Source organism: Streptomyces pseudoechinosporeus (assembly GCF_054783935.1).
This window is the reverse complement of the sequence record NZ_BAAGPS010000026.1, coordinates 149,004-160,807: the sequence shown is the minus strand read 5'-3', so window position 1 is coordinate 160,807 and position 11,804 is coordinate 149,004. Positions and strand designations below refer to the sequence as shown.

The 11,804-nt window shown below is 68.4% G+C and carries 12 protein-coding genes; 9 read left to right on the top strand and 3 right to left on the bottom strand.

The window, feature by feature from the left end; all coding sequences use genetic code 11:
- Positions 1–133: 133 nt before the first annotated feature.
- The 8 genes from ACYVO6_RS28360 to ACYVO6_RS28325 all read left to right on the top strand — a co-directional run bounded on the left by ACYVO6_RS28360 (position 134) and on the right by ACYVO6_RS28325 (position 7,307).
- A complete protein-coding gene (locus ACYVO6_RS28360) occupies positions 134–778 on the top strand; it encodes an HAD family hydrolase (RefSeq protein WP_461065981.1) in 645 nt (214 codons plus the stop codon).
- A gap of 149 nt (positions 779–927) precedes the next feature.
- Complete coding sequence (locus ACYVO6_RS28355) at positions 928–2,145, top strand: MFS transporter (RefSeq protein WP_461065979.1); 1,218 nt, start codon at positions 928–930, stop codon at positions 2,143–2,145.
- The gene (locus ACYVO6_RS28350; protein WP_461065977.1) at positions 2,096–3,268 is read left to right on the top strand and encodes an acetoin utilization protein AcuC; all 1,173 of its coding nucleotides are present in this window, start codon (positions 2,096–2,098) and stop codon (positions 3,266–3,268) included. The genes ACYVO6_RS28355 and ACYVO6_RS28350 overlap by 50 nt, the downstream gene beginning before the upstream one ends.
- A 114-nt stretch (positions 3,269–3,382) precedes the next feature.
- A complete protein-coding gene (locus ACYVO6_RS28345) occupies positions 3,383–4,198 on the top strand; it encodes a phosphatase (RefSeq protein WP_461065975.1) in 816 nt (271 codons plus the stop codon).
- Between the two features lie 129 nt (positions 4,199–4,327).
- A complete protein-coding gene (locus ACYVO6_RS28340) occupies positions 4,328–4,537 on the top strand; it encodes a helix-turn-helix domain-containing protein (protein ID WP_093781815.1) in 210 nt (69 codons plus the stop codon).
- Positions 4,538–4,732: 195 nt separating this feature from the next.
- On the top strand, positions 4,733–4,831 hold the full coding sequence (locus tag ACYVO6_RS28335) for a 30S ribosomal protein bS22 (RefSeq protein ID WP_003948845.1): 99 nt from the start codon (positions 4,733–4,735) through the stop codon (positions 4,829–4,831).
- A 335-nt stretch (positions 4,832–5,166) separates the two neighbouring features.
- Entirely contained in the window at positions 5,167–6,228 is a 1,062-nt protein-coding gene (locus tag ACYVO6_RS28330; protein WP_461065973.1) for an NAD-dependent epimerase/dehydratase family protein, read from the top strand.
- Between the two features lie 14 nt (positions 6,229–6,242).
- A complete protein-coding gene (locus ACYVO6_RS28325; protein ID WP_461065971.1) occupies positions 6,243–7,307 on the top strand; it encodes a lysophospholipid acyltransferase family protein in 1,065 nt (354 codons plus the stop codon).
- Positions 7,308–7,392: 85 nt separating this feature from the next.
- On the opposite strand, the gene ACYVO6_RS28320 is transcribed toward ACYVO6_RS28325, so the two are convergent.
- The 3 genes from ACYVO6_RS28320 to ACYVO6_RS28310 all read right to left on the bottom strand — a co-directional run bounded on the left by ACYVO6_RS28320 (position 7,393) and on the right by ACYVO6_RS28310 (position 11,019).
- Positions 7,393–8,628, bottom strand: coding sequence for a DUF5667 domain-containing protein (locus ACYVO6_RS28320; RefSeq protein ID WP_461065969.1), 1,236 nt, complete (start codon positions 8,626–8,628; stop codon positions 7,393–7,395).
- A gap of 266 nt (positions 8,629–8,894) precedes the next feature.
- On the bottom strand, positions 8,895–9,728 hold the full coding sequence (locus ACYVO6_RS28315; protein WP_461065967.1) for an ECF subfamily RNA polymerase sigma factor, BldN family: 834 nt from the start codon (positions 9,726–9,728) through the stop codon (positions 8,895–8,897).
- Positions 9,729–10,074: 346 nt separating this feature from the next.
- Complete coding sequence (locus tag ACYVO6_RS28310) at positions 10,075–11,019, bottom strand: HAD family hydrolase (RefSeq protein WP_461065965.1); 945 nt, start codon at positions 11,017–11,019, stop codon at positions 10,075–10,077.
- 174 nt (positions 11,020–11,193) lie between these two features.
- Here ACYVO6_RS28310 and ACYVO6_RS28305 point away from each other — a divergent pair, with 174 nt between their 5' ends.
- A complete protein-coding gene (locus ACYVO6_RS28305; protein WP_461065963.1) occupies positions 11,194–11,496 on the top strand; it encodes a glutaredoxin family protein in 303 nt (100 codons plus the stop codon).
- Positions 11,497–11,804 lie beyond the last annotated feature (308 nt).

Genomic DNA, 11,804 nt, shown 5'->3' with positions numbered 1-11,804 from the left:
ACAGCGCCGATGGTACTGCAGGGGGGACCCTGTGGGAGAGTAGGACACCGCCGAACAAATATTGAGAAAACCCCCGGTCGGGGATACCGACTCGGGGGTTTTCTGCATTTCAGGGCCATCTATTCTCATAGCCATGCGCTATGACCTCGTCATCTTCGACAACGACGGCGTGCTCGTGGACAGCGAGCCGATTTCCAACAAGCTGCTCGCCGCCTATCTCACCGAGCTCGGGCACCCGACCTCGTACGAGGACTCCCTTCGTGACTACATGGGCGCCGCCATGCATCGCGTACACGATCTTGTGCTGGAGCGGACCGGTCAGCGGTTGCCTGAGGACTTCGACGAGGTCTTTCACGGGCGTGTATTCGCCGCATTCGAGCGGGAGTTGAGGCCGGTGGCCGGGGCCGTGGAGGTGCTGGAGAAGCTGGCCGCGGACGAGGTTGCGTACTGTGTGGCGTCCTCCGGGAGTCATGAGCGGATTCGGGTGGGGCATCGGGCGACTGGGCTTGAGCGGTGGTTCGAGGACGGGCGGATCTTCAGTTCGCAGGATGTGGGGCGGGGGAAGCCGGCGCCGGATCTGTTTCTGTACGCGGCCGAGCGGATGGGGGTTCGGCCGGAGCGGTGTGTGGTCGTCGAGGACAGTCCGCTCGGGGTACGGGCGGCTGTCGAGGCGGGCATGGATGTGTACGGGTTCACGGCGATGACGCCCGCCGAGCGGCTTGCGGGAGTCACCGCACTCTTCGGCGCGATGCAGGAACTGCCCGCGCTCCTCTCTTGAAGCGCCCCCTGTTGCTCCCCGGTTGTGCCCCTGCTGGTCCCCTTCTTGCCCTTCCAGAAGACGAAGTCTCGGCTCCTCCAGAAGATGAGCAAGATTCATCTTCCAATCCATCTACCCACGAGTAAGCTGCGCCCGTACGCTGATCGGCCATGACAGATGTGCTGCGGCGCGGCCGGGCCTCGTTGGCGTTCAGCTTCTTCGCTCAGGGTGTGGCCTTTGCGCTGCTGGTGACGCGGATCCCCGCGATCCAGGACCAGTACGGGATCTCCGACGCCCTGCTGCCCGCCTTTCTCGCTGCCGTGCCGGTCCTCGCCGGCGTCGGCAGTGTCTGCACGGAGCAGCTGGTCAAGCGGGTGCGGCCCAGTCGCGTACTGCGCTGGTCGCAGCCCGTCGTGCTGCTCGCGCTGCTCGGTGTCGGAGCCGGTGACGGGCTGTGGGAGATCGGGCTGGCGCTGGGGGCGTTCGGGCTGGCTGTCGGAGCGCTCGACGCGTCCATGAACATGCTCGGGGTGAGCCTGCAGCACGCGTACGGGCGCAGCATCATTCTCGGCTTCCACGCGGTGTACAGCCTGGGTGGGATCGTCGGGGCCTCGCTCGCGTGGGTGGGGGCGCACTGGGATCTGCACCTGTTCGTGTCGTATCTGCCGGTCGTCCTGGTGCTGCTGCCCACAGCGTTGGTGGGGAGTCGGTGGTACGTCGACGGGGGCAGCCACGGTGAGGAGAAGCCGAAGGAGGCGGTGGTCGGGCAACCCGTCGCCTTCAAGCTGCTGTTGCCGCTGTGTCTGGTGATGACCTTCGCGTATATCGGGGACTCGACCGTCTCCAACTGGAGCGCCAAGTATCTGCAGGACGTGCTGGGCAGTTCGGAGCAGCTGGCGACCGTGCCGTACAACGTCTACATGGTCACGACGCTGCTCGGGCGGGCCATCGGGGACTTCGGGGTGCGGCGGTTCGGGGCCGTGGCGGTCGTACGGCTGGGGGCGATCGTCGCGTCCGTGGGGTTCGCGGTGGTGGCGGTGGCGCCGGGGGCGTGGGTCGGGCTGCTCGGGTTCACGTTGCTGGGGCTCGGGTTGTGTGTGCTCGTACCGCAGACTTTCGCGGCCGCCGGGCGGCTGTTCCCCGGTGCGGCGGATGCGGCCATCGCGCGGCTGAATATCTTCAACTATGTGGGTTTCTTGATCGGTTCGCCCCTCGTGGGGGCTCTGGGCGATGCGTGGACCTATCGGGGGGCCATGCTTGTGCCGATGGTGTTGGTGCTGGTGACCCTGGTGTACGCCCGGTCGTTCGCTCCTGAACCAAACCGATACGGTGACGGGCATGAGCGGCCGCACACAGCTGATGTGGGACGAGGCAGTAACGGGCTATGACTTCGGTCCGGATCACCCGATGGATCCGGTCCGGCTGGCGTTGACCCGTCGACTGGTGGATGCCTTCGGGCTCGATCGTGAGATGGACGTGGTCGCGGCGAAGGCGGCCGGGGAGTCGACGTTGCGGCTCGTGCATCGTGAGGACTACGTCGAGGCGGTCAAGGCCGCTTCCGTGGATCCTCGGGCGGCGGACATGTCGTACGGCCTTGGGACCATGGACGATCCCGCCTTCGCCGGGATGCACGAGGTGTCCGCGCTGATCGCCGGGCAGTCGGTGGGGGCGGCCGAGGCGGTGTGGCGCGGGGACGTCTCGCACGCGGTGAACTTCGCGGGCGGGCTGCATCATGCGATGCCCGGCGGGGCGTCGGGGTTCTGCATCTACAACGACGCGTCGCTGGCGATCGCGCGGCTGCTGGAGCTGGGGGCGGAGCGGGTCGCGTACGTCGATGTGGATGTGCATCACGGGGACGGGGTGCAGGCCGCGTTCTGGGAGGATCCGCGGGTGCTGACGATCTCGTTGCACGAGCATCCTCGGACCTTGTTCCCGCAGACCGGGTGGCCGGAGGAGACCGGGGCGGACGGTGCGGAGGGCTCCGCCGTGAACGTGGCGCTGCCGGCCGGGACCGGGGACGTGGGGTGGCTGCGGGCCTTTCACTCCGTCGTGCCGGAGTTGATCGCGGACTTCCGGCCTCAGGTGCTGGTGACTCAGCACGGGGCCGATACGCACTTCGAGGATCCGCTGGCTCATCTGGCCGTTTCGCTGGATGCGCAGCGGGCGGTGCAGGTCGCTTGTCATGAGCTGGCGCATGAGTACGCCGAGGGGCGGTGGATCGCGCTTGGTGGGGGCGGGTATGCCGTGGTGGACGTGGTGCCCCGGTCGTGGACGCATCTCGTCGCCATTGCCGCGGGGCGGGAGATCGCGCCGGATGCGGTGATTCCTGAGGGATGGCGGCAGGAAGTCTTCGCTCGTACGCGGCAGTTGGCGCCGGTGCGGATGACTGATGGGCGGTGGCCGGTGGCCTGGAAGTCGTGGGAGGACGGTTACGATCCGGCCGACCGGCTTGATCAGGCGATCGTCGCGGCTCGGCGGGCCGTGTTCCCGTTGCGGGGGCTGTTGGCGTAGGCCCTGCGCACGGGGCTCGCTTTCCCCAGGGCGGATAGCCGTTTGTTACTCCGACCGTGCGGGCTTTCCCCGTTCTGGGCGTGAGCCAGTGGCACATGCGCCAGCATCGCTGACGTGTTGAGTGCCGGAGCATTGCGTGCGCATCTGCTGGCCGCCCGGTTGGCCGGGCCTGTGGCGACCTCGCGGGAGGAGAGTCTGCGGAGTTATCGGCTCTTCGCGGCTCGCGATCCCCGCGTCATGATCGGGCTCGACCCTGAATGGACTTGGAAACAGCCGGATTTGGTCGCTTTGATGGCGGACAAGTGCGGAGTCTCGGCCGATCCACGGCACACATCGGGCCACGATGTGATCGATCCTGAGCGGACATTGGCGGCCCTTGATGCCTTCGCCGAGCGGCTCCAGGTGGCGGCCCGTAACCGTTCCCCGGTGCTCCTCGGCACCGGCCACCCGCACCGACTGCTCGGTTTCTACGCCGCTCTCGCGGACGCCCTGTCGGCGGCGGGATGTGCCGTGCTCACCCCCGCGCAGGGTAGCTGTGTCGACATAACGACCCGGTTCGGTCTACGCACGCACAACCTTGACTACGTACAAGGTGTCGCGCTGGTGCGCGAACCAAGTGCCTCGGCCACCGGTTGTGAGACCGGCGCACACTCCCATTCGCCGCTCCCGGTTCGACTCGCGCTGGCGGCCGCCGCGGAGGCCGGCGGGCCTCTCCCGGAACTGGTGATCGGAGACCATGGCTGGGTCTGCGGCGCAGGTCAGCTGGGGTTCGAGGCCATGGGTCTTGGTGATACGGACGATCCCGCGCTGTTCGTCGGGGAGGCGGAGGGGCGAGTGTCCGTCGCCGTTCCGCTTGATGACGCTGTGCGGTCTGCTTACTACCGGCCGCTTACTCGCTATGTACTCAATCGAGCGTGTCTGTCACAGTAGGGCCCAGATGGCATCCCCTCTTCCCCACTCGCATCACCCGCCCCTACATTGGGGAGTGAGCACGCAACGACGAAGTGTCACCGGAAGGGGAAGCCGGTGACCGTCGAGTGCGGAAGGTTCAGGTGTGTCATGGCTGCTGGCGAGAGGCCTCTGAACGAGGTTCAGTTCCTTACCGTGGCGGAAGTCGCCTCGGTGATGCGAGTGTCGAAGATGACCGTGTACCGGCTGGTGCACAGCGGTCATCTGCCCGCGATCCGGGTCGGGAGGTCATTCCGAGTCCCGGAGCAAGCGGTTCACGAGTACCTTCGCGAGTCCTACGTGGGGGTGGAAACCGCCTGACGGCGACTCCGGCGGATACCGGTGACGGCCCTCAGGGTCGTCCCCGGTTTCCCCCGGGATTACCTCGATTACAAGCTCGGAGCTCTGTCGGGGTAGGCTGGCCCCCCGTAGGTCGTGTGGGCCCCAATGCAGCCCCGCACCGAGTGATTGTCCCCGCTGACGCGGGGGTTGTCCGAGAAGTGAGCGAGGGTTGACGTGGGCTCTGTTATCAAGAAGCGGCGCAAGCGGATGGCGAAGAAGAAGCACCGCAAGCTGCTCAAGCGCACGCGCGTTCAGCGTCGCAACAAGAAGTAGGCAGCAGGTCGTAGGGCCGTGAACCCGCCCCGGCGGACCCGCTCTCACGACTCTGCCCACGGTGTTGCGCGCCGCTGCGACAGGCAGGCGCTCTGTGGCCTCCCACCGGTCGGTGGGAGGCCACAGCCATACCCCGTCGGCTTGGTGCCCTACCCGGTTGGCTTGGTCGGGTCGTACGTCCTTGGCCGAGTCTGGTCGTACGTCCGCGTCCGTGGTGACTTCATGCATCGAGTGGTCACCACAGCGCAACATCGACCCGCTAACGTGGGCCGTCACGGGGAACGCGGCAGAGTACGAGCAGGAAGTCCTCAAGGGCTGGAAGGAAGGCGCTGATCTTGGGCAAGGTCGTGCTCGTGACCGGAGTGGCCCGGCAGCTCGGGGGCCGTTTCGTACGGCGGATCCAGCGGGACCCCGAGGTGGACCGGGTGGTCGCCGTGGACGCGGTCCGGCCCGAGCACCACCTGGGCGGAGCCGATTTCGTACAGGCCGACATCAGGCAGCCCACCATCGCGCGCCTGCTCGCCGAGTACTCCGTCGACACGGTCGTGCACATGGACGTCTCGGGTACTCCGCTGGGCAGCGGCAGCCGGACCTCGGTCAAGGAGACCAACGTCATCGGCACCATGCAGCTGCTGGGCGCCTGCCAGAAGTCCCCGGCGGTCAAGCGGCTGGTCGTGAAGTCCAGTACGAACGTCTATGGGTCGGCGCCCCGCGACCCGGCCGTGTTCACCGAGACGACGTCGCCCAAGTCGCTGCCCAGCGGTGGCTTCGCGAAGGACACGGTGGAGGTCGAGGGGTACGTACGCGGCTTCGCGCGGCGCCGGCCCGATGTGGCCGTGTGCGTGCTGCGGTTCGCGAACATCCTCGGGCCGGGCGCGGACTCGCCGCTGGCCGCGTACTTCTCGCTGCCCGTGCTGCCGACCGTGTTCGGCTACGATCCGCGGCTGCAGTTCGTCCACGAGGACGATGTGATCGACGTGCTGCGGATCGCCTCGCACGAACCCGAGCGCGGGACGCTCAACAGCGGGACGTTCAACATCGCCGGAGACGGGGTCCTGCTGCTCTCGCAGTGCGCGCGCAGGCTCGGCCGGCCCACGGTGCCGCTGCTGCTGCCCGCGGTCAGCTGGGTGGGCACGGCAGTGCGTACGCTGGGTATGACGGATTTCTCGCCCGAGCAGCTGCGGCTGCTCACCCATGGCCGGGTCGTGGCGACCCACCAGATGCGCGAGACGCTGGGTTTCCGGCCGAAGTACACGACCGCGGAGACCTTCGCGGACTTCGCGCGCAGCCGCGGACCCGGACTCCTGCCGCCGGAGGCCCTTGCGGGGGCCGTCGACCGGATCGCCGGGCTGTCCCTCCTGGGCAGTGGCCACCCCCCGACGCAGAGCGCCAACTGAGGAGCGCATCAACGATGGCGGACGCCAAGGTCATTCCGTTCGACGACGACCGGTCCCGTGGGAGCGCCGCGCACCGGCCGCCGCGGCGCCGGGGCGCGGGGAGCCGGCTCAAAGGCGAGCCCGCAGGGGTACGTGAGGTCCAGCCCCTGCCTGGCCGAACGATTCTGCAGGATGATGTTCCTGTGACAGATGTGCCGGTGACGCGTGAGGAACCCGCATCCCCGCCGGAGCAGCAGGGCGGTGGCTGGGACCAGCGCATCGCGGGTGGTCTGGCCTTCCTGCGGCGGCGGTTGACGGGCGACTACGAGATCGACGACTTCGGTTACGACCAGGAGCTCACCGACCAGGTCCTGATGTCGATGCTGCGGCCGGTCTACGAGAAGTACTTCCGCGTCGAAGTGAAGGGCATCGAGAACATCCCGTCCGAGGGCGGGGCGCTGATCGTCTCCAACCACTCCGGGACGCTGCCGCTGGACGGCCTGATGATGCAGGTCGCGGTGCACGACAACCACCCCGACGGCCGCCATCTCCGCCTCCTCGCCGCCGACCTGGTGTTCATGCTGCCTGTGGTCAACGAGCTGGCCCGCAAGGCCGGTCATACGCTCGCGTGCGCGGAGGACGCGGAGCGGCTTCTGGAGCGCGGCGAGCTGGTCGGTGTGATGCCGGAGGGCTTCAAGGGCATCGGCAAACCGTTCGGCGACCGCTACAAGCTCCAGCGCTTCGGCCGCGGCGGCTTCGTGTCGACGGCCCTGCGGCAGGGCACGCCGATCATCCCCTGCTCGATCGTCGGAGCGGAGGAGATCTACCCGATGATCGGCAACGCCAAGACGCTGGCGCGCCTCTTGGGCTTCCCGTACTTCCCGATCACGCCGACGTTCCCGTGGCTCGGCCCGTTGGGCGCGGTCCCGCTCCCCACGAAGTGGACCATCCAGTTCGGCGAGCCGATCCCGACGGACGGCTATCCGCCGGAGGCGGCCGAGGACCCCATGCTCATGTTCAACCTGACGGACCAGGTCAGGGAGCAGATCCAGCACACGCTGTACAAGCTGTTGGTGCAGCGCAGGTCGGTGTTCTTCTGACGGCCGGCTCCTGAAAGAGCGTGGATACGTCGGTGGGGGCGCCCCTTTTCCGCAAGGGGCGCCCCCACCGACGTATCAGCGGAAACTAATCCGTGTCCTCGTTCTCGACACCCAGCTCCGGGAGGAGTCCTGGGAGCAGGGGCGGGACGGTGACGTCGGGCTTGGCCGGGAGGGTGGTCTTGTCGGACGGGGTGGTGCTGGGGTCTTCCGTGGGCGGTTCCAGGAGGCCGCCCGTGTTGCCGCCGAGCAGGCCCTCGTCCTCCGTGCCCGAGGTGGACGGCTGGGGGTTGCCGCTGCTGGACTCGCTGCCGTCGGGGGAGCCGCCGATGGCGCTGGGGGTGGTCGGGCGGTCCGTGTCGGAGGAGCCGGTGGAGGACTGGCCGGAGCCCGGCTGACGGCTCGTGCCCTCCCGTGAGGGGGGCTCCGGCAGCAGCGAGCGCAGCGGATCCACCTCTTCGTCTATGGCGTCGAAGACCGAGCTGACCTGCCGGCTGACATCGCCGAGCTGCGCGGGCAGCCGGTCGCGCAGCGCGCCCCACGAGTTGCGGTGTGACTGGGAGAAGGCCGAGAGGGTCTGGATGGGACCCAGGGAATCGGGGTCGCGCACGTACGCCTCATGCAGCAGCCGGTGGCCTTCTGACGCGTCGTGCCGCATGCCGGACAGCGCACGGCGGATCTCGCCCATGGACTCGTGGTCGAGGGGCCCCGAGCGGTCGCGCTCGATCAGCCGGCGCGCCTCGCTGAGCCGCGTGGACGCCTGGTCGAGATAGAGCCGGCCGCGGTCGTTGTCGCCGTCGGCCATGCCCCGCTTGAGGTCCTCCATGCCGCGCTTGAGCCCGTAGAGCGAGTCACCGGGCAGGGCGTCGGAACTGGCGGCGGCCACGCCGCTGAACGCTCCCGCGGCCACACCCACGGTGAGCCCACCCGCGGCGAGCCCCTTGGAGAGCCGGGAACGCGGTCGCAACTTCCCAAGCCCGGTCGCCCGATGAGCACCCCGCCCCCGTGGCGACCTCTGCCCGGGCACCGAGGGCTCCACCGCGTCGCCCCCCGCGGCCGTGCCCTCCAGCAGCATGGCCTCCATCGCGGCCACCAGCTGGGCCCGCTGAACGACCTTGACCTCGGGGTCCATCGCCGGTTTGGGCAGCTCGCCGAGGCCGGTCGCCAGGGACAGCATCCGGCTCCGCTCGGACCAGCCGGACTGGTCCGTGGGTTCCGGGTCCGGACCTTCGGACTGCTCGGCCGCCGTGCCCCGGTCGGACTGCTCCTCCAGGGCCTGGGCGAAGGCGTGCGCCCGCCGGTGTGCCGATACGTTCGCGATCACTGGCGGCACCTCCTCTCGTCATGACGGTCGACTCCCCAGGGGGTCCTGAGGGTTGCACTCTCTGATCGGATCCACACGATCGAGTGATCGAGGACGGCCAGAGGTGACCACAGGGAGCCTGTATCCCGCACAACGAGCGGCGCGGCACTTGGGTTACGGAGGACGGATGATCGGACGGCGAAGCCAGCAGGCGGCAACGAAGGGTGAGTTGAGCGTCGCTGAGGGTAAGGAGGCGTACGGGGTGGGTGAGGGTGCGATACGGGTTCTCAGCGGGCGTCGTCGGGCAGGAGCCGGGCCAGTGTGCGCACGGCGCGGTACTGGAGGGTCTTGATCGCGCCCTCGTTCTTGCCCATCACGCGGGCGGTCTCGGCGACCGAGAGGCCCTGGAGGAAGCGCAGGGTCACGCACTCCTGCTGCTGTGGGTTGAGGCGGCGTACGGCGTCCAGGAGCGCTGCGTTCGACAGGGACTCCAGGACGGAGTCCTCGGGGGAGCGCTCGACCTCGTTGGCGTCGAGCATCTCCCCGGTGGTCACTTCCAGGCGGAAGCGGCTCGACTTGAAGTGGTCGGCGACGAGGTTGCGGGCGATCGTGACCAGCCAGGCGCCGAAGTCGCGGCCCTGCCAGGTGAAGGTGCCGATGCGGCGCAGGGCGCGCAGAAAGGTCTCGCTCGTGAGGTCCTCCGCGGTCGCCTTGCCTCCCACGCGGTAGTAGATGTAGCGGTACACGGTGTCGCTGTACTGGTCGTAGAGGCGTCCGAAGGCCTCGGCCTCGCCGTCCTGGGCGCGCTCCACGAGGTCCATCATCCGGGCGCTGTCACTGTCCGCGGCCGGGCGGCGGGCGGTGGTGGTGGCCGACGTGCTCGAGCGACCCCGTCTGCCCACCGTCCGCCCGTCACCCGACCTCCGCCCCTCGACGACGGCGCTTCGCGCCGGCCCGCGCTCGATGCCGTCGGCCAGTGCGTAACACGGGCCGACGGGCGCGGCGGAGACAGCGAGGGCGGGGACGGCGTACGCGGTGGGGACGAAACCGCGCAGGTGGTCGAGGACCATCGCGCGGAGCGTAGCCAGGCCCGAGGCGTCAACCCCGACGTGTGGGTACACGGGACTCCCAGAGGCAGAGCTTCCATCACGTGCAGTATCGGAACATTCACCCGTCGTAGCGACGCGTGAGGTCCGTCATGCGTCTGAGGAGAATAACGCTTCGTACAGGCAGTGCTACGCCCAGTTGCTCAAATCATCGAATACGTCGCTTCTGTTACGCATCGACGACTGATCAAGTGCCGCACAGTGACCGGTAGTTGATCGAATCGCTTCGCTTTCCGGTCGAGCCCGGGGCGTGTTGTGGTCGGCTGCCGTCAACGGGACTGGCGGGGGCGGTGTGCGGGTAGGACAGCAGAATTGCCCGCGTGTTCGTACACGCGGGCACTCCTGGACGGTGGGGCCGGTGTCAGCGGCGGCGGCGGTGCAGGGCGATCGCGGCTGCCGTGCCGCCCGCCACCGCGCCGACGCCGGCCGCCGCGGGAATGCCGACCTTCGCCGCCTTGCGGCCCGTGCGGTAGTCGCGCAGCCGCCAGTCCAGGGTGCGGGCGTGCTTGCGGAGCTTGGCGTCGGGGTTGATCGCGTACGGGTGGCCGACGAGCGAGAGCATTGGGATGTCGTTGTGCGAGTCGCTGTACGCGGCGCAGCGGCCCAGGTCCAGGCCCTCCGCCGCCGCCAACGCCCGTACCGCCTCCGCCTTCGCGGGGCCGTGCAGGGGTTCGCCGACGAGCTTGCCGGTGTAGACGCCGTCGACCGACTCAGCGACCGTGCCGAGGGCGCCGGTCAGGCCCAGGCGGCGGGCGATCACCGTGGCGATCTCGACCGGGGCGGCCGTGACGAGCCACACCTTCTGGCCCGCGTCGAGGTGGGCCTCGGCCAGCGCGCGGGTGCCGGGCCAGATGCGCTCGGCCATGTACTCGTCGTAGATCTCCTCGCCGATCGACATCAGCTCGGCGACACGGTGGCCCTTCACGATGGACAGCGCGGAGTCGCGCGCTTCCTGCATGTGCTCGGGGTCCTCGACACCGGCCAGCCGGAACCAGGCCTGCTGCCAGGCGAACCGGGCGAGGTCGCGTGTCTCGAAGAACTTCCGCTTGTGCAGGCCGCGGCCGAAGTGGAACAGCGCGGCGCCCTGCATCACGGTGTTGTCGAGGTCGAAGAAGGCGGCGGCCTTGTCGTCGCCGAGGACCGGGAACTCCGGTTCCTCGGCGGCGGTTTCGGGCGTGGCTTCGGGCGCGAGCTCCTCCAGTTCCTGGGAGGACTTGCGCGCTGCCTCCGCCGAGGCCTCGCCTGCCAACACGCTCCGCGCCGTGGCGGAGCGCCTACGGGGAGTGAGCCATCCGAGAGCGGCCATGGCGTGAGCATAGCCACTCAGTGCGTTACTTCCGGAGTCGGGAGGTTTGAAGGGTGTGAACTCTCCGCGACCGTGTCGTTACGGCTGTGGGCCCTTCCTGACTGGTCGCGCCCATGTGGTGGCGTGGATTGTGTGAAGGTCCCGCACCTGACGGGGCGTGGTCGCCGGGTGAGAATGGCTCGTATGAGTCCCATCTTTCGGCGTACCGACCGCCGTACGGAGAAGAAGAAGGCGCCGCATGAGCGGCTGGTCACGCTGATCGGGAAGCCCGACTGCCATCTGTGCGAGGACGCCGAGGTCGTCGTCGAGAAAGTGTGCGGGGAACTGGGTGTGTCCTGGGAGAAGAAGGACATCACGCGGGACGAGGAGCTGTATCGCGCGTACTGGGAGCAGATCCCGGTGGTGCTCGTGGACGGTGCGCAGCACACGTTCTGGCGGGTGGACGAGGGGCGGTTGCGGCGGGCCCTCGCGGAGTGAGGAGCGTGCGCGACCGGACCGTGGTGGCGCGCGCAAACCCGACCACGGTGGCGTGCGTAACCGAACCGTGGCCCGTCCGGGCACTCCAAGTGGTTCGCAAAGTCACTTAGGATCGGGGACGGTTTGGCCTCGGGGGCGGGGAGCGTAGAGGAGTGTGTACGGCTTTGCCCCCATCAGGCAGGGAACGAAGGTGCCTTTGCGCCGGTTCCATACGTATGTGGCGGAGTCGCGTGACCCCGGTCACGTTGGGCGGGCAAATCGGACACCATCTTTGTGCATGCATTCACAAAGACATAGCCTGCTGTCGA

Excerpts from the sequence above, each read along its gene's own strand:
- ACYVO6_RS28350 (WP_461065977.1), top strand. The coding sequence starts at position 2,096 with ATGAGCGGCCGCACACAGCTGATGTGGGACGAGGCAGTAACGGGCTAT.
- ACYVO6_RS28340 (WP_093781815.1), top strand. The coding sequence starts at position 4,328 with ATGGCTGCTGGCGAGAGGCCTCTGAACGAGGTTCAGTTCCTTACCGTG.
- ACYVO6_RS28360 (WP_461065981.1), top strand. The coding sequence starts at position 134 with ATGCGCTATGACCTCGTCATCTTCGACAACGACGGCGTGCTCGTGGAC.
- ACYVO6_RS28305 (WP_461065963.1), top strand. The coding sequence starts at position 11,194 with ATGGCTCGTATGAGTCCCATCTTTCGGCGTACCGACCGCCGTACGGAG.
- ACYVO6_RS28355 (WP_461065979.1), top strand. The coding sequence starts at position 928 with ATGACAGATGTGCTGCGGCGCGGCCGGGCCTCGTTGGCGTTCAGCTTC.
- ACYVO6_RS28310 (WP_461065965.1), bottom strand. The coding sequence starts at position 11,019 with ATGGCCGCTCTCGGATGGCTCACTCCCCGTAGGCGCTCCGCCACGGCG.
- ACYVO6_RS28325 (WP_461065971.1), top strand. The coding sequence starts at position 6,243 with ATGGCGGACGCCAAGGTCATTCCGTTCGACGACGACCGGTCCCGTGGG.